The sequence below is a fragment of the Evansella clarkii genome (assembly GCF_002019695.1).
Classification (GTDB): Bacteria; Bacillota; Bacilli; order Bacillales; family Salisediminibacteriaceae; genus Evansella; species Evansella clarkii.
On record NZ_KV917376.1, the window covers coordinates 2,446,135 to 2,463,810 of the forward strand.

14 protein-coding genes are annotated in these 17,676 nt (G+C 42.4%); 13 read left to right on the forward strand and 1 reads right to left on the reverse strand.

Going from position 1 to position 17,676, the window contains the following annotated elements; translation table 11 throughout:
• Window positions 1-30: 30 nt before the first annotated feature.
• Window positions 31-1,116 carry a glutamate 5-kinase gene (gene proB / locus BK582_RS11115; protein WP_078595101.1) on the forward strand — a complete coding sequence of 362 codons (1,086 nt, stop codon included), beginning with the start codon at window positions 31-33 and terminating at the stop codon, window positions 1,114-1,116.
• 20 nt (window positions 1,117-1,136) lie between these two features.
• The gene (locus BK582_RS11120) at window positions 1,137-2,405 is read left to right on the forward strand and encodes a glutamate-5-semialdehyde dehydrogenase (RefSeq protein ID WP_078595102.1); all 1,269 of its coding nucleotides are present in this window, start codon (window positions 1,137-1,139) and stop codon (window positions 2,403-2,405) included.
• Window positions 2,406-3,013: 608 nt separating this feature from the next.
• On the opposite strand, the gene rnhC is transcribed toward BK582_RS11120, so the two are convergent.
• Window positions 3,014-3,964, reverse strand: coding sequence for a ribonuclease HIII (rnhC, locus tag BK582_RS11125; RefSeq protein ID WP_078595103.1), 951 nt, complete (start codon window positions 3,962-3,964; stop codon window positions 3,014-3,016).
• Between the two features lie 225 nt (window positions 3,965-4,189).
• Between rnhC and zapA the strand changes: the two genes are divergently transcribed.
• From zapA to BK582_RS11180, 11 genes are all read left to right on the forward strand, one after another.
• On the forward strand, window positions 4,190-4,444 hold the full coding sequence (gene zapA, locus BK582_RS11130) for a cell division protein ZapA (protein ID WP_078595104.1): 255 nt from the start codon (window positions 4,190-4,192) through the stop codon (window positions 4,442-4,444).
• Window positions 4,445-4,446: 2 nt separating this feature from the next.
• On the forward strand, window positions 4,447-4,977 hold the full coding sequence (locus tag BK582_RS11135) for a CvpA family protein (protein ID WP_078595105.1): 531 nt from the start codon (window positions 4,447-4,449) through the stop codon (window positions 4,975-4,977).
• A gap of 292 nt (window positions 4,978-5,269) precedes the next feature.
• Complete coding sequence (gene polX, locus BK582_RS11140; RefSeq protein WP_078595106.1) at window positions 5,270-6,994, forward strand: DNA polymerase/3'-5' exonuclease PolX; 1,725 nt, start codon at window positions 5,270-5,272, stop codon at window positions 6,992-6,994.
• A 20-nt stretch (window positions 6,995-7,014) separates the two neighbouring features.
• Complete coding sequence (locus BK582_RS11145; protein ID WP_078595107.1) at window positions 7,015-9,378, forward strand: endonuclease MutS2; 2,364 nt, start codon at window positions 7,015-7,017, stop codon at window positions 9,376-9,378.
• A gap of 12 nt (window positions 9,379-9,390) precedes the next feature.
• The gene (locus BK582_RS11150; RefSeq protein WP_078595108.1) at window positions 9,391-9,798 is read left to right on the forward strand and encodes a DUF350 domain-containing protein; all 408 of its coding nucleotides are present in this window, start codon (window positions 9,391-9,393) and stop codon (window positions 9,796-9,798) included.
• 488 nt (window positions 9,799-10,286) lie between these two features.
• On the forward strand, window positions 10,287-12,005 hold the full coding sequence (locus BK582_RS11155) for a long-chain-fatty-acid--CoA ligase (RefSeq protein ID WP_078595109.1): 1,719 nt from the start codon (window positions 10,287-10,289) through the stop codon (window positions 12,003-12,005).
• A 218-nt stretch (window positions 12,006-12,223) separates the two neighbouring features.
• Window positions 12,224-12,532, forward strand: a complete 309-nt coding sequence (locus BK582_RS27645; protein WP_139368201.1) for a helix-turn-helix domain-containing protein — start codon at window positions 12,224-12,226, stop codon at window positions 12,530-12,532.
• A gap of 29 nt (window positions 12,533-12,561) precedes the next feature.
• Window positions 12,562-13,470 carry an IS3 family transposase gene (locus BK582_RS11165; protein WP_078592736.1) on the forward strand — a complete coding sequence of 303 codons (909 nt, stop codon included), beginning with the start codon at window positions 12,562-12,564 and terminating at the stop codon, window positions 13,468-13,470.
• A gap of 454 nt (window positions 13,471-13,924) precedes the next feature.
• The gene (locus BK582_RS11170; protein ID WP_078595110.1) at window positions 13,925-15,640 is read left to right on the forward strand and encodes an AMP-binding protein; all 1,716 of its coding nucleotides are present in this window, start codon (window positions 13,925-13,927) and stop codon (window positions 15,638-15,640) included.
• Between the two features lie 208 nt (window positions 15,641-15,848).
• Window positions 15,849-16,436 carry a TetR/AcrR family transcriptional regulator gene (locus tag BK582_RS11175; protein WP_078595111.1) on the forward strand — a complete coding sequence of 196 codons (588 nt, stop codon included), beginning with the start codon at window positions 15,849-15,851 and terminating at the stop codon, window positions 16,434-16,436.
• A gap of 142 nt (window positions 16,437-16,578) precedes the next feature.
• Complete coding sequence (locus BK582_RS11180; RefSeq protein WP_236939142.1) at window positions 16,579-17,367, forward strand: enoyl-CoA hydratase; 789 nt, start codon at window positions 16,579-16,581, stop codon at window positions 17,365-17,367.
• Window positions 17,368-17,676: the final 309 nt, after the last annotated feature.

Genomic DNA, 17,676 nt, shown 5'->3' on the forward strand with positions numbered 1-17,676 from the left:
CCTGCATTACAAGAGAAGGAGGCTGTACGTGTGAAGAAACAAAGGCTGGTAATAAAAATTGGCAGCAGTTCACTAACGAAAGAAGACGGAAGTTTAAGTTTTGAAAAGTTAATCGATCATGTGCAGGCTATTTCGGAATTAGTTCATCAAGGGCACGAAGTGATTTTTATTTCCTCTGGTGCTGTAGCAGCAGGGTTTAAAGAAATAGGGTATCCAGTCCGGCCCAATACACTGGAAGGAAGACAGGCTTCCGCCGCGGTAGGGCAGGGGATGCTGATGCAGGCTTATGCAGAAGCATTCCGGTTCCACAGCATTAAGACAGGTCAGATGCTGCTTACAAGGCAGAATTTCTCAGCCCATGAAGATTATAAAAACGTTCATGCGGTTTTAGAGGAATTGCTTAAAAGACAAGTACTTCCGATTATTAATGAAAATGATTCTGTTTCTGTTAAGGGGCTGACGTTTGGTGATAATGATATGCTGTCTGCTCTTGTAAGCGGTATGGTACATGCAGATCTTCTGATTATGCTCACTGATATTAACGGTTTATATGCCACTAATCCGGTACTTGATCCTCTCGCAAAGAAGTATGATCTCCTGAGTGACATAGACGATGAGCTTTTATCTACTGTACCTGCCTCCACCTCCAAGTTTGGCACCGGTGGAATGCATTCGAAGCTCCAGGCTGCAAAAACAGCTTTATCACTAGGTGTACGCGTTTTTGTGGGGAATGGGAGCGGAAGGGATAAATTAACTAAAATTATCGAGGGATATGGAGATGGCACATATATCGGCACAGATAAACCGCCGGTCATGAAGTGTAAAAAACAATGGATTAATCTTCATTCCAGCTGTGCGGGAGTAATTACTATAGATGATGGGGCAAAGGAAGCCCTTCTTGACAAAGGCAGAAGCCTTCTGGCAGCCGGCATTACGAAGATAGAAGGAACATTCTCTGCAAAAGAAGTTGTGGAAGTGCATGGCCTTTCAGGAGAGAACTTAGGAAAAGGCCAGGTAAACTACAGTCATTCTGAATTAACGTCCCTTTCAGTTCCACCGCAGCAATCTTTAACAGTCATACACCGGGACAACTGGGTGGCTCTTGCAAAAAAGTAATCAGAGGGGTGAAGGCAAAAATGAGTGAAGTTAAGCTAAAGGCATCTGAAGTCAGTGTAAAGGCAGCAATTGCCAGGGAAATATCGGCTTTCCTTGGGGGATTATCAGCAAACGAGAAAAATAATGCGCTGCACCAGATAAAAAACGAGCTGTTAGAGAACTGTGATTACCTGTTGGAGGAAAATAAGAAGGATATTAGCAAGGGGGAAGAAAAAGGTCTTTCGAAGGCTGTTCTGGACAGAATAATTTTGACTGAAGAAAGAATAAAGGGGATGGCTGAAGGAATCAGTCAACTAACGGAAATGGACGATCCTGTCGGGAAAATAACGGAGAAATGGGAGCGGCCAAATGGGCTTGTTATCAAGAAAATAAAGGTTCCCCTTGGAGTTATTGGCTTGATATATGAAGCAAGGCCGAATGTTACTGTGGATGCTTCAACACTCTGTCTGAAAACGGGAAACGCTGTTATTTTACGAGGAAGCTCTTCAGCGCTGCATTCTAATATAGCTCTTGTAAAAGTTATACAGAATGCATTAAAGAGCTCAGGGTTACCGGAAAAATCTGTCCAGCTGATTGAAGATACAAGTTATGAAGCTGCGGAAGAACTATTTAAAATGAAAGAGCATATAGACGTATTAATCCCCCGGGGCGGAAAAGAGCTCATTAAGACTGTAGTAGAAAAAGCAACCGTGCCTGTTCTGGAAACCGGCGCCGGGAACTGCCATATATATATTGATAAATCTGCTGACCCTGATACAGCTGTTAAGATTGCTGTAAATGCAAAGACTCAGCGTCCCTCCGTCTGTAATGCAGCTGAATCGATATTAATTCATTCAGAATTTCCAAGGGAGCAGGTGGCCCGCCTTATTACCTCACTCCAGAACAAAGGGGTGGAAGTAAGAGGAGATGAAAAAGTTTCTGCAGCAGTTCCGTCTGTCGTTCCTGCAACAGAGGAGGATTGGGCGAAGGAATACCTGGATTTAGTTGTTTCAGTAAAAATAAGTGAAAGTATAGATGAAGCTATTGAACATATTCAAACATATGGTTCCAGGCATTCTGAAGCAATAATCTCGGAGGACGATAGTCAGGTTCAGAAATTTTTTACTTTTGTTGATGCTTCAGCTTTATACCATAATGCTTCTACCCGTTTCACAGATGGTTTTGAATTCGGTTTCGGAGCTGAAATTGGAATAAGCACACAAAAACTTCATGCCCGCGGCCCCATGGGGCTGGACGCCCTGACTTCTGAAAAGTACATTATCCTGGGGAATGGGCAAATTAAAGAATAGCCTTGCAGCAGCAAGTTGTTAGATCGGAACCTAAAACGAGCTTGATTAGCTTCTTGACGGCATTAATAAAGAGCTTACTGCATTTTTCTAAAGGGTACGGTTATGGGGTGCTTCCTTATTAAAGAGACAAGAATTGACGTATGGATTAACATGCGTCTTTTTCTTTATTAATCAAGTTTTTCTGGAAATCCCATTAACTTTGGCAGAGCAATTGACATTTATTATTACTATTACTAGGAGGGACAATAAGTGTTTTCCTTTTAAGGATCAAGAGGGTATGCACTAGTGGTTTGGGGCTCAGGTTAAGCAGCCGATAAAATAAATAGACGGAAAAATTCCGCTTCATTCGTAATTATTATTAAATAACACTGGAATAGACGGAGAGGTTCCGCCTATTAACTGGAAAATTCCAAAAATAGTTGATTTTGCTTCGCATAACCGGAGAACCTTCCCTTATATTCACTAAAATGAGCTCCAATCTGCAAATAAACGGAGAATCTCCGTTTATTTTTTCTTCGCTGATTACCCTTTGAAGCCAAGACATCTTCTAGATATTAAACTCCTAATGAAGAACCTCGCCAATCACTCTGGCGAGGTTTGAAATAATATTATTTAAATGCTTTACCTGTGTTTGCGAAGTGCCATTTTGTGCAGCTGTAAAGAGTGTCTTGTCCTTTTTCTTTAAGTATTCTTCGGGCAGCTGCGTCAACTCCCGGGCCAGCGCCCTTTGGTAATGGAAGTCCGATTTTCTTCTCCAGTTCAGCCATTTGCTTCAGAAACGAATAACGGGCAAGAACGGAGGCCGCAGCTACAGCAGGATGAAGATTTTCCGCTTTTGTTGCAAAATAAAGCGGCTTTTCAGAAGACCACATTTGGTTTCTTGATTTTAAATAGTCAAAATACCGTGCCGGCTGAACGAACTGATCAATTAAAACTCCATCATAATCCAGACCTTCAGCGGCACATTTTTTCATCACATTTGTAATAGCCTGATGATGGAGGAGTGCTTTCATCTGCCCCTGATTCATCCCTTTTTCCTGAAGATCGTTGTATTTTTCGTTATGCAGTACAAGCAGGCTGTATGTACATTCTTTCGAAAGCTTAGGGGCAATTTCCCGGATCGTTGTATCATTTATCATTTTTGAATCACGAATACCCCAGCTTTCCACGGTTTTCAGCTGCTCTTTACTCAGATGAGCACAAACGACTGTCATCGGGCCGAAATAATCACCTGTCCCTGTTTCATCACTGCCAAGAAGAACGAGGCCAGGTAGGTTTGCCGGAGGCTGATACGAATGGTTGTCCACCGCCTTCCTGGAAGCTGGCTTGGCGGTCTTTTTTGCAGATGAGACGGCACCCTTCTGCCATTTTCCTGCTTCTGCAGCGGCATCTTTCCCCTGGAACAGAATTTTGCCGGATTTATATGCAGTAATTGTACAGCCGCTCGTTTTAGCAGAGAACACAGCACCCTGCGGCGGATTTTCTTTTAAAGAGGATATATAATGGTACTTTATTTTTTCAAGAGTTCCTTTATTTACCTGAATGACTTCATAACTCAATGTCACATCATTCCTTTCTGATAAGTTTTGCCTCCCGCGCCGCTTCTTTTACCAATACAGGTAAACTTACTGCCTCTTTTCTTTATACCTAAGCTTTCCTAAGTATAGTCAACCTTTTGTTTAACGTCACCATTTTTTTGGGTAATAAATACTTTATATTTTCATCAACATATCAACATGTTATGATATAAACTAGGATTTCTATTGACGAATGGAGGCTTATGAGTGGAACAGGGACACGAAAAGCGTCGAACTAATGTTAGTATTTACGGGCAGCAATACAAGATCGTCGGCTCGGAAAATCCGGACCATATCAGACAGGTAGCCTCATTAGTTGATAAAAAAATGAGGGAAATAAAAGGGAAGAACCCTTATTTAGACTCCAGTCAGCTAGCTGTTTTAACAGCTGTAAATATAGGGAATGATTATTTAAGCCTGATTAAAAAACTGGATAATGATCAGAAAGATGGGGATTCGTAAAGATGCTGAGTTTTATATTGTTTTTAGTATTAATCATTAGTTTTTTCGTAGGATTCAGGCGTGGATTAGTCCTTCAGGTCATCCATCTGCTTGGTCTCGCGGCCGCTTTTATAGTTGCTTATTTATATTATCAGGATGTAGCTCATTACATAAGATTATGGATTCCATTTCCACAGCTTTCCTCTGATTTTTCTCTGCTGGTTGATGCATTCCGTCTCGAGAATGTTTACTATAATGGTATCGCATTTGCCATCCTCTTTTTTGCTGTGAAAATACTGATGCAGATCATTGGCTCGATGTTTGATTTCCTTGCCCATCTGCCAATATTGAATATTATAAACCGCTGGCTTGGCGGCATCCTGGGCTTTCTCGAAGCACTGATAGTAATCGTGGTGTTCCTTCATTTAGCCGCGCTCATTCAGATTGAACTTGTACAGGAGATTCTTCAAGGTTCTTCATTTGCACAGATGATTTTTGATTATACTCCGGTATTGTCAAACCAGATTAAAGAATGGTGGCTGGATACTCAGTGATATTCACTGCTCTCTGGCAAATGAAAGGGCCTGTTCCAGCCAGGATAGCTTTCCGTTAAAAGCGGGAAGCTATTTTTACAATATAAGAAAGTATAAATCCCAACGAAAGCTGTCTAGCTCCAGCGCCTACGAGCTCGAGGTCACTTCAGGCCTTTCCGGTAGCCGGAGAGCGGCTTCCGAAAAGGCCTTCCAGTGCTTGCTCCTGCGGTTACTCGTCGCAAGTAAAGAGTGTCACTCGTGACCAAGGTGCTTCCGCTTTTCTTTATACAAAATTACCTTATGGGGTGATAACATGTCAGAAGTGAACAAAAAAGATGTAATAAAAACTCTTGAAACGATAGCCGTGTATCTGGAAATTAAAGGGGAGAATACCTTTAAAGTATCTGCCTACCGCAAAGCAGCCGGTGCACTAGAGCGGGACGAACGGACGATGGAGGAAATAGATGACCCGGCGAGCCTCCAGGGGATTGGCAAAGGGACAGCCTCCGTTATTACAGAGCTGATGGAGACGGGGGAATCGTCCCTTCTCAATGAACTTTTAGAGGAACTGCCGGCAGGATTAATACCTCTCCTGAAGCTACCTGGACTGGGCGGCAAAAAAATAGGTAAACTTTATCAGGAGCTGAACGTTATTGACGTGGATTCTCTCAGAAAAGCCTGTGAAGACAAGAAAGTTCAGAAGCTTCCGGGGTTTGGGGAGAAAACGGAAGAGAAAATTCTTGATGCACTGAAAGACTTTGGGAAGCGCCCTGAAAGGCTTACGATTGCGGAAGTTATGCCTGCAGCGGAATTAATTAAAGAGCAGCTGGAGGAAATGGATGGTGTAAATCGCTTTGAACTTGCGGGAAGCTACCGAAGAGGCAGGGAAACGATTAAGGATCTGGATTTTATTATTTCCACTGAGGATCCTGCTAAAGTGGGGGAACAAATAGTTTCTCTGAAAAATATTACAGAAATCGTTGCCCATGGCGAGACGAAGATAAGCCTTGAGCTCGAATTCGGAGATTTGATCGTCCCTGTGGACTTCAGAATGATTAAAGACGAGGCTTTTGCTTCGACTCTTCATCACTTTACCGGCTCTAAAGACCATAATGTCATGATGAGGCAGCTTGCGAAGGAAAACGGGGAAAAAATTAGTGAGTACGGTATTGAAAATGAAGAAACAGGCGAAATAAAAACATTTGAATCCGAAGAAGAATTTTTCGCCCACTTCGGTTTTTCCTATATTCCTCCAGAAGTGAGAGAAGGCAAAAAGGAACTGGAAGTATATAAAAATGAATATCCTCTGATAAGGTATGATGATATAAAAGGGGATCTTCACATGCACACCACCTGGAGTGATGGGGCTCATTCCCTTGAAGAGATGGTGGAGGCCTGCCGTGAGCGGGGTTACAGCTTCATTGCTATAACAGACCATTCAAAGTTCCTCCGTGTTGCAAACGGGTTAACTGTGGAGAGGCTGAAACGCCAGCATGAGGAAGTACGTACATTAAATGAGAAGTATAAGGATTTTACTATTTTTACAGGTACGGAAATGGATATACTTCCGGACGGATCCCTCGACTTTGAAGATGACGTACTTGAAAACGTGGACTTTGTCATCGCGTCGATCCACTCAGCCTTCAGCCAGGATGAAGAAACTATTATGAAGCGACTGAAGACGGCAATGGAGAACCCACATGTCAATATGATTGCCCACCCTACCGGAAGAGTTATCGGCAGACGGGAAGGCTATCCTGTCGATTTCGAAAAACTGATAGAGATGGCTGTGGAGACAGGAACGATTCTGGAGTTAAATGCAAATCCGAACCGTCTTGATCTTTCTGCAGAATGGGTAAGGAAAGCCCAGGAAGCAGGGGCGAAAATAGCTGTGAATACAGATGCCCACAGGTGGGAAATGCTGGATCACATGCTTGTGGGGGTCAAGACAGCGAGAAGAGGCTGGCTTAAGAAAGAGACGGTTGTCAATACGTGGTCAGCAGAAGAAGTTACAAAGTACCTTAACAGGAACAGGTAAAATACATGGAGGTGGCCCTTGTGTCAGACAGGGTTAGTCGCATATTAGAGTATGACAAGATGAAGGAGCAGCTGATAAAGCATGCCAGCAGTTCTTTAGGAAAACAGCGTGTGGAAGAGCTTACTCCTTCTTACGATATAAATGAAATTCAAAGGAATCAGGACAGTACCTTTGAGGGCACTAAAGTTATAAGGCTAAAGGGACAGGCTCCCCTTGGAGGAATCAGGGATATTCGTGCAGCAGTTAAACGTGCAGCGATTGGCGGCATGCTGAATGAGATGGAGCTCCTTGATATTTCTTCTACAATTTATGGGAGCCGCCGGTTTAAAAGCTTCATAGAAGATATGGTGGAAGATGAGGTTGAACTTACTATTCTCCCTGAACTTGCTGGAAGAATGGTTCCTCTTACAGATTTGGAAAGAGAGATTAAACAGGCCATTGATGAAAACGGCGATGTCCTTGATTCAGCATCCCCTGCTCTTCGTTCCGTCCGCCAGCAGATCCGTTCCCATGAATCAGGGATTAGATCTAAACTTGAGAGTATTACCAGATCTTCAAGCGGAAGAAAAATGCTATCAGATGCGATTATTACGATAAGGAATGACCGGTATGTTATCCCGGTAAAGCAGGAATACAGAGGGCATTTTGGCGGAATGGTCCATGACCAGTCAGCGTCAGGAGCCACGTTATTTATCGAGCCAGGCTCTGTCGTTCAGATTAATAACCAGCTTCGGGAAGCAAGGATGAAAGAAAAACAGGAAATCAACAGAATTCTTCAGGAGTTATCTGCCCGAACTGCGGAAGATGCGGATGAACTTTTAATCGTGGTGGAAGTGATGGCAGAGGCCGACTTTATTTTTGCAAAAGCCCTGTACAGTGGTGAACTCAAAGGGACACAGCCGAAGCTTAACGAAGAAGGCTTTATAGAAATGGCTAAAGCGAGACATCCGCTGATTAATGAGGACGAGGTAGTGCCAATCGATATTGAGATTGGCAGAGAGTATTCTTCCCTTGTGATTACCGGGCCGAACACAGGAGGAAAGACGGTAACTTTAAAAACGGTTGGTCTCCTCACACTTATGGTACAGTCTGGTCTGCAGATACCTTGTGAGGAAGGATCCAATGCAGCTGTCTTCCAGAACATTTTCGCCGATATTGGTGATGAACAGTCTATCGAGCAATCATTAAGTACATTCTCCTCTCATATGACAAATATAGTAGATATACTGGAGAAGGTTGACCACCAGTCCCTTGTTCTGTTCGATGAGCTAGGAGCAGGGACTGACCCTACGGAAGGGGCGGCTCTCGCGATAGCTATTCTGGACTATGTTTATAATGCAGGAGCTAAAGTTATTGCCACAACTCATTACAGCGAACTGAAAGGCTATGCATACAACAGAGATGGTGTAATGAATGCAAGTGTGGAATTCGATGTAGAGACATTAAGGCCTACCTACCGGTTGTTAATAGGGGTGCCAGGGCGGAGTAATGCTTTCGCCATCAGCAGCAGATTAGGCCTGGATGAATCGATCATCAACGATGCAAAAAGCCAGATCGGCGCCGATACAAATAAAATTGAAAATATGATTGCATCTCTGGAGGACAGCAGAAAACAGGCCGAAAAGGAGATGGATGCTGCTGAAGAGCATCGCCAGGAAGCTGAGCGTCTCCACAGGGAACTGGAGAAAGAATTCAGCACCCTTGAAAGTGAAAAAGAAAAGATTTTGAAAGAGGCGGAAGATAAAGCAGCTGCTGCGCTAAGTAAAGCGAGAAAAGAAGCTGAAAATATTATCGCCGAACTAAGAGAAGTTCAGAAAAACAACCCTAATATAAAGGATCATGAGCTCATTGATGCAAGGAAGCGCCTTGAACAGGCGGAACCTGAGCTGGTGGATAAACGTAAAGATAAACAACAGGAAAAATCAAATATTAAAAAGCAGAAGCTGCTGCCTGGCGATGAAGTGAAAGTGATCAGTTTTAATCAAAAGGGCCATATAGTGGAGCAAGTAAACGATAAAGAATATTTTGTTCAGCTTGGGATGATGAAGATGAAGGTGAAATCCGGTGATCTTCTTTATATAGACCGTCCGAAGCAAGTGGAAAAAAGTCCACTGTCTACGGTCCGGGGAAAGGATTCCCACGTAAAAACCGAGCTGGACCTTCGTGGTGAGCGTTTTGAAGACGCCATGCTGGAAGTGGAAAAATATCTCGATGACGCTGTCCTTGCAGGATATAATCAAGTCTCCATAATCCATGGTAAAGGTACCGGGGCATTGAGAAAAGGTGTCCAGGAATTGTTAAAGACCCACAGGAACGTAAAAGGTGTGAGGATGGGCGGTATGAATGAAGGCGGATCAGGCGTTACAGTAGTTTCTTTAAAATAGGAGGACAAGCTGATGGATGGCTTTTTCCAGCACGAGTATATTTATACGGCGGGGCTTTACAGTATAGTGGTGGTTGCTATTGTAGTGTCTCTGGCCGTTTTCGAACTCGTTACTAAATACAGTACCTGGACAGAAATAAAAAAAGGGAATATTGCAGTAGCACTTGCTACCGGGGGAAAGATCTTTGGCGTGGCGAATATTTTCCGTTATTCTATTCTGGAAAATCATTCTGTAATAAGTATGCTCGGCTGGGGAATCTATGGTTTTGTTCTTCTTATCTTTGTTTATTTTATCTTTGAGTTTTTAACTCCAGGTTTTAAAGTGGACGAAGAACTAAGGCGGGATAACCGGGCTGTTGGTTTAATTTCGTTTATACTGTCTGTTGCTCTTTCTTATATTATCGGTGCGAGCATAATTTAACATTATTTACTCCATATGCAGACAGTGGTTCATTATTAGGCGTCTGCAGGCGGATAAAAAATATTAAAAGGTGATACAATGTATGGAAACTCTGGCTAAAGTTCTTATTGTTTTTTGTGCTGTGTTCATTATCGGCGGGCTGTTATATTGGTTTTTTGCCTGAAAACCTTCAGATAAAAGAAAAAATATGCATTATTCCCTGGGTAAAGCTTCCAGGGAATTTTTTATTTAAATTTCCGTTTTCACAGTGTTTCCGGGACTTAGGAAGGGGAAACAAGAGAATAAATAACTGAAATTATAGTAAAAAATTCTAAAAATTATAACAAATTACTTTTATTTTGTATGCGTTTTCAATACAATAGAATATAGAGAGGGGAATGCCTATCGATGCAAAGGGCACTCATTCTGAACAAGCGTTCATGATGGGTACACTTTTCATCGAAGAATCTTTTAAAAAGGAGAGATCATTTTAAAAGGGAGGAGAAAGTATGGAAACAGTAACAGCGAAACCGTGGTTCAAACATTATCCCGAGGAAATTCCTAAGTCTGTTGAGTATGAAACAGAGACATTACAATATTACCTGAAGAGGGCGGCGGAAAGATTTCCGGATAAATCCGCACTAAATTTCATGGGGAAAGAAATGACTTATAGTGAAGTATACGAAGCTTCTTTAAAGCTTGCTAATCAGCTTCGTTCACTCGGGGTGGAAGAAGGGGACAGAGTAGCTATTATGCTTGCAAACTCACCCCAGTCGGTAGTGTCTTATTACGCAGCCCTGTTTGCCGGCGCTATTGTCGTGCAGACGAATCCCTTGTATGTGGAAAGGGAAATAGAACATCAGATGAATGATTCCGGGGCGAAAGTAATGATTTGTCTTGACCTGGTTTATCCACGGGTGGCTAAAGTTAAGGAAAAAACACCGCTTGAGCACATCATCGTAACAGGTATTAAAGACTTTTTACCTTTCCCTAAAAATCTGATCTATCCTTTTATCCAGAAGAAAAACACAGGAATTTCGGTCAATCTTCAGTATGGCGCGAAGCTTCATTCTTTTGTTGAATTGCTCCAGAAGGGCAGTGCGGAGGAAATTGTTCTCAAGCACGAAATTGACCCTAAAGAAGATCTCGCACTTCTGCAATACACGGGAGGAACAACAGGTCCTGCAAAAGGAGTTATGCTTACACATTATAACCTGGTCGTTAACACCCAGCAGTGTGAACAGTGGATGTATAAATTAAAACCAGGAGAAGAAGTTGTTCTTGCGGCACTTCCGTTTTTCCACGTGTACGGCATGACTACCGTAATGAACCTGTCAATCAGAATGGGCTTTAAAATGATCATTATGCCTAAATTTGAACCGAAGGATATTTTGAAGGCTATTGAAAAACATAAAGCCACCTTATATCCAGGGGCGCCTACTATGTATATCGGCCTTCTGAACCATCCGAATATTAAGAATCACGACCTGTCCTCCATTAAGGCGTGTATCAGCGGGTCAGCCCCGCTTCCGGTAGAGGTGCAGACGAAGTTTGAAGAAGTTACTAATGGCCGGCTTGTGGAAGGCTATGGTTTGACGGAAACGTCGCCTGTAGCAGTAGCAAATCTGCTTTGGGAGCACAGAAAAACAGGAAGTATCGGCCTTCCATGGCCTGATACAGACGTGGCGATTCTTTCTGCGGAAACTGGAGAACCGGCTGGTCCTAATGAGATTGGTGAAATTATGATTAAAGGACCTCAGGTAATGAAAGGCTACTGGAACCGCCCTGAGGAAACACAGGCAGTCTTTAAAGATGACTGGTTCCTTTCAGGTGATATGGGCTATATGGATGAAGATGGCTTCTTCTATATAGTGGACCGTAAAAAAGATATGATTATTGCCGGCGGATTTAACATTTATCCTAGGGAAATCGAAGAAGTCCTTTATGAACATGAAGATGTACAGGAAGTATGTGTAATTGGAGTTCCTGACCCTTACCGTGGGGAGACGGTAAAAGCATTTATTGTTCCTAAAGAAGGACGGAAGATTGACGAAAAGGATCTTGAAGAGTTTTCACGTGAACATCTGGCCTCGTATAAGATTCCGAGAATTTATGAGTTCAGAAATGAACTGCCGAAAACTATGGTAGGAAAAATCCTTCGCCGGGTATTAGTTGAGGAAGAAAAGAAGAAAATTAAAGAATCAGCAATACCTAAAGATGAGCAATAAAAAGAAGGCATCCCCGGATGCCTTCTTTTTTTTGATTATCACGCAAATAATAAACTTTGTGGGCATAGCTTTTTTGGCTGTTCGCCAATAAACTGCTGAGTTTAGCCAATAAAAATAAAATTCCTTTTAAGCCCCCTTAATCATTTAGACACCATATACAGGTTATGAAAACACCTAGATGATGGCAAAAATGATTTAAAAAAGGGAGAAAGTACAGAATGGCTAAGAGAATTGATGTTATTGAAGATGTAAAAAAGAAATACGTTCGCATGGCCTTGGAGACTGGGAATTATACCTCTATCGCCAGAAAGGCTGGAATATCCAGAGAAACTCTTAGGAATTGGTTCAAACTTTACGAAGATGAAGTTCGTGACGTGATGGAAACCGAAGGATCAACGGGTTTATCCGATAACCCCACAAAGGAGGAACTTCAAAAGAAATATGAGCAGGCGATGCTTCTATTAGGCGAAAAAGAGTTGGAAGTTGCCATGCTCAAGAATGTTATAAAAAAAAACGAGTTCCTCTAATCCTCCTGCTAAAAGAAATCGAGGAGTGGGTGAAAGACGGTTTTCCAGTAACTAGAACTACAAGAGCATTAAACGTGGAACGTTCGTTGTATTATTACCATCAAAAAAATAAACAGGTCACAGAAGAGTCCTTCCAGGGCCGGCCAGTACCAGGATTTTCCTTGGCTCAGACTGGTATAAAAATATCTGATGAGCAGATTGAAGAATTCCTAATGGAAGCTGTAGAGGGTGAGGAAGGTATCTACGGATACCGAAAACTCACCAACTACCTTAAAGACCAACATAAGTTGGTAATAAACCCTAAAAAGGTCTATCGCCTCTGTGAAAAGTTAAATATTCTGTTACCTCAGCGAAGAAAATCTAAGTATCCTCGAAGGTTGGCGAAGCAGCACACGATAACAGCTTCTAACCAGCTTTGGCAAGTGGATATAAAGTATGGCTCGATTGAAGGTAGTGGACGATTCGTTTTTCTAGCTAGTGCTATTGATGTATATGACCGGTGTATCGTTGGATACTATCGCGGTCCAGAATGTAAAGCAACAAACATTACGAAAATGCTTCAAGGGGCGTTATTGAGACGCGGTATTCACTATGAAAGTGAGACTTCTTCGAAGTTGATTATTCGTACAGATAACGGCCCACAATTTGTCAGTGAACATTTTGGCAGATTTTGTGAGCATCAACACCTATATCATGAACGCATACCAAGCAAATCACCGGATTTAAACGCCTATATTGAATCGTTCCATAGCGTCATCGAAAGGGAGTGTTACCAACGTTACCGTTTTGAATGCTTCGAAGAAGCCTATTACAGGATTGATGAGTATATGGATTTTTATAATAACCGGCGCTACCATGGAAGCCTAAAATATTTATCGCCGGCAAAGTTCTATAAATTATATAGCAAAGGAAACTGTCCACAAATAATTAACTTATAGAACCAAGGGGAGTGATTTTCCTCTTCTTCACCTAACTACCCAGCAGTTGATTAAGCGTAAGGGTCAAGCGGTGTTGGCTTGATGCTTGCGCGCAATCAACTATCCTTCGAAAGGTGAAGAAGTGACTACCTAAAAGTGAGCAGTAGGTGTCTAAATTGAAGGGGCCAAACCGATTCCGCCAATATAATCTCGATTAAGCCAATAAAATGATTTTTTCGCCAATATATTAAACTGCAGGGAAATAAAAGGCCAAATCTCTAGTAAAATCAATAAAAAATGAGCATGTAAAGGGATTGCGAGGTACAAAACTGCCAAAAAAGTTTTGTGTAAAAAGAAAAAAATTTAAAAAATTGTCACTAAACCATTTATTTTTGTAATCGGTTTCATTACAATGGAAAAGAGAGAGGGTTGAATGCTTCACCGGAAAGAAAGGAGAAGCAAAGGAGGACGTTTCATGGAGGAGAAATTACAAAGACCTTGGCTTGCTCACTACCCTGAAGATATTCCGAAAACTATAAATTATGAGGAAAAACCTCTGCAGCACTATCTTGCAGCAGGTGCAAAAGAAGAGCCGGAGAAGACATTACTTCATTTCATGGGGAAAGAAATGACGTTTAAAGAAGTCTATGATTCCGCACTTCGTTTTGCAAACAGCCTCAGAGATCTGGGAATTCAAAAAGGGGATCGAGTCGCCATTATGCTGGCAAACACTCCGCAATCAGTAATATCCTATTATGGTGCGCTGCTGGCAGGAGCGGTTGTAGTTCAGACAAACCCTTTGTATGTGGAAAGGGAACTGGAGCATCAAATGGTTGATTCAGGTGCTAAGGTAATTGTCTGTTTAGATCTGGTCTATCCTCGCGTCATGAATGTCATTAATAAAACAAAGCTTGAGCACGTTATTGTTACTGGAATAAAGGATTATCTTCCTTTTCCGAAGAACCTGATTTATCCGTTCATTCAAAAGAAAAACACAGGCGTTAAGGTTGAAGTTACATACAGCTCTAAGGTTCATTCCTTCACAGAACTGCTGAAATCATCCGAGCCTGCAGAAATTCCGCTTGAAGTAAATACTAAGGAAGACTTAGCTCTGCTTCAGTATACCGGTGGAACAACAGGTGTCGCGAAAGGGGTTAAACTGACGCACTATAACCTGGTGGCAAACACTACCCAGTGTATAAAATGGATGCATAAAATTGACCATGGAAACGAAGTTATTTTATGTGCACTGCCATTTTTCCACGTATACGGAATGACGGTAGGTATGAATTTCGCTGTAATGGACCGGTCAAAAATGGTTATTCTGCCTAAGTTTGATACGAAACAGACATTAAAAACTATCGAGAAACAAAAAGCAACCATTTTTCCTGGAGCGCCAACGATGTATATCGGCCTGATCAACGATCCCGATGTGAAAAAATACAACCTTACCTCTATTGAAGTTTGTATAAGTGGTTCCGCACCGCTGCCAGTGGAAGTACAGCAAAGGTTTGAAACCTTGACAGGGGGAAAGCTGTCAGAAGGATTCGGCCTGACAGAGGCATCTCCGGTAACACACTTCAATTTGATGTGGGGTAAGCGTCCATCCGGAAGTATTGGACTTCCCTGGCCGGACACTGATGTGGCGATTCTTTCGGCGGAAACCGGCGAACCAGCCCAGCCAGGCGAGGTAGGAGAATTAATTATCCGCGGCCCGCAGGTAATGAAAGGTTACTGGAACAGACCTGAGGAAACAGACGCCGTCTTCCATGAAGGGGAATGGCTGCTGACAGGCGATATGGGCTATATGGATGAAGAAGGCTTCTTCTATATTGTTGACCGCAAGAAAGATATGATAATTGCAGGAGGATTTAATATTTATCCTCGTGAGATTGAAGAAGTTCTGTACGAGCATGAAGCTGTTCAGGAAGCTGTTGCTGTCGGCGTTCCTGATCCATACCGTGGTGAAACAGTCAAAGCCTTTATTGTACTGAAAGACGGAGCTCAGGCAACAGAAGAAGAGCTGAACAAGTACTGCCGTAAACATTTATCGGCATATAAAGCTCCACGTCTCTTTGAATTCCGTGATGAGCTGCCAAAAACAATGGTAGGTAAAGTTCTCCGGCGTGCACTTCTGGAGGAAGAAAAACAGAAACAGCAGGAGAACAAGGCGAAAGAAAAATCGAGCTGATCATTCTAGCACTGCTAGAATGATTTTTTCTGAAATGCAGACGGGAAATCCTGTTCTTGTGACTAAATTAGTTGCCTGCCGGGAAAATATATAATAACCTGTTTACGGTGAGAAAATTTCCTGTTTGACAGAAAAGAAAAGATCATCTAAAATTAATACATGAATGAATGGTCATTCATTTTTATGGAAGTGTTGAGGAAGTGATGAAATGGCAAAAAAAAGAGGGCAAAAATACGATCAGATAATCGATGCCGCAGTAAAAGTTATTGCTGAGAACGGCTACCATAATTCCCAGGTATCCAAGATCGCCAGAGAAGCGGGAGTTGCTGACGGAACCATATATTTATACTTCAAAAATAAAGAGGATATCCTTATCTCTTTATTTGAAAAGAAGATGGGGCATTTCGTCCAGAATAGCAAAGAGCGCCTTTCTGAAGAAACATCTATAGAAAAAAAGCTTTTGCTGTTAATCGAAATGCATCTTAAGCAATTTGTAGCTGATTACGACCTGGCCATTGTCACTCAGCTTGAGCTTCGGCAATCGAATATTGTCCTTCGCTACAGAATTAACGAAATATTAAAAGGATACTTGGATTTAATCGACTCCATATTAGCAGAAGGTGTGGAGGCTGGATACTTTCATCAGGACCTCGACCGCCGTATTGCCCGTCAGGTGATTTTTGGCGCTATTGATGAAGTAGTCACAAACTGGGTGATGAAAGACCATAAATATGACCTCGTTTCGCTGGCTGTCCCGGTACATAAAATGCTGCTTAATGGACTTAAAACAAATTAAAGCAGTAAAATAAAGGGGTACATGACTTAAAGTGAAGCCGCCGGCCATACGTTTTCCTCCAGACTGGGAGACAGCTCATGGCCGGAAATAACCAGGACAGTTTTTTCAAAAAACTCTCAGCCTAATGAAAGGAGTGAATGCTTTGTCTGAAAATAAGTTGGTACAGTTAAAGAAAGAGGGCTCAATCGCTTATGTGACTTTAGCTTCTCCGCCAGCAAACGCATTATCACAACATCTCATTCAGGAAATCGGCGGAATTTTTAAAGGTTTGAAAGAGGACACCTCTGTAAAAGTTGTGCTGCTTCATGGCGAAGGACGTTTTTTTGCAGCCGGAGCAGATATTAAAGAGTTTACCAGAGTTGAAGATGGAAAAGCATTTTCGAAACTGGCAAGGCAGGGACAGCTTGTTTTTAATGAGATCGAGTCTTTTCCTAAACCAGTTATTGCGGCAATTCATGGCGCTGCTCTGGGGGGCGGACTTGAACTTGCAATGGCCTGCCACATCAGAATCGCAGCTGAAAATGCGAAGCTTGGACTGCCGGAACTGCAATTAGGCCTGATCCCTGGCTTTGCAGGAACACTCAGGCTGCCTGCTCTCGTAGGAAAAGCTAAAGCAGCTGAAATGCTGCTGACTTCAGAGCCGGTAACCGGAACTGAAGCAGCGTCCCTCGGGCTGGTGAATTATGCTGTACCTGAGGAAAATGTACTGGCTGAAGCTGAGAAACTAGCAGGTAAAATTGCTAAAAAAGGTGCTGTATCTGTCCGGCATGCCCTTCAGCTTCTGCATTTTAATACAAGTGAAAATCTTGGAACCGATGCAGGTCAAGTGAAGGAAGCTAATTCTTTTGGAGAAGTTTTTGAATCAGAAGATGCAAAAGAAGGAATCCAGGCTTTTCTGGAAAAAAGAAAGCCTGAATTCAAAGACCGCTGATTCCGTTTAGGTAATTAAACCTTTTATTTTTGTTTAAAATAATCGGAACATTCCAAAGAACGGTAACAGTCTTTATTTTTGGCTTTGTTAAACTTTGTTGTTGATTTTCGCTCAAAGAAGCTCTTGTCCTGTGGGCATTGCCTCAGCTTCCTCGGGGAAAAAAGATGTGTCTCTTCCTCTGCGAGCCTCTCTTCGAAGTGTATACGTCGAGACAACTCGCAGCGGTTTCATGAGGTAATCGCTCGTCCCTGCGGGATCTTCGGCTAATGCTATTCCCGCAGGCAAGAGCATATGCTTCGCCGAAAAATC

Bases quoted from the DNA above. Each gene is read 5' to 3' on its own strand.
- BK582_RS11135 (WP_078595105.1), top strand. From the start codon at position 4,447: ATGCTGAGTTTTATATTGTTTTTAGTATTAATCATTAGTTTTTTCGTA.
- BK582_RS27645 (WP_139368201.1), top strand. From the start codon at position 12,224: ATGGCTAAGAGAATTGATGTTATTGAAGATGTAAAAAAGAAATACGTT.
- BK582_RS11155 (WP_078595109.1), top strand. From the start codon at position 10,287: ATGGAAACAGTAACAGCGAAACCGTGGTTCAAACATTATCCCGAGGAA.
- polX (WP_078595106.1), top strand. From the start codon at position 5,270: ATGTCAGAAGTGAACAAAAAAGATGTAATAAAAACTCTTGAAACGATA.
- BK582_RS11120 (WP_078595102.1), top strand. From the start codon at position 1,137: ATGAGTGAAGTTAAGCTAAAGGCATCTGAAGTCAGTGTAAAGGCAGCA.
- BK582_RS11170 (WP_078595110.1), top strand. From the start codon at position 13,925: ATGGAGGAGAAATTACAAAGACCTTGGCTTGCTCACTACCCTGAAGAT.
- BK582_RS11175 (WP_078595111.1), top strand. From the start codon at position 15,849: ATGGCAAAAAAAAGAGGGCAAAAATACGATCAGATAATCGATGCCGCA.
- BK582_RS11150 (WP_078595108.1), top strand. From the start codon at position 9,391: ATGGATGGCTTTTTCCAGCACGAGTATATTTATACGGCGGGGCTTTAC.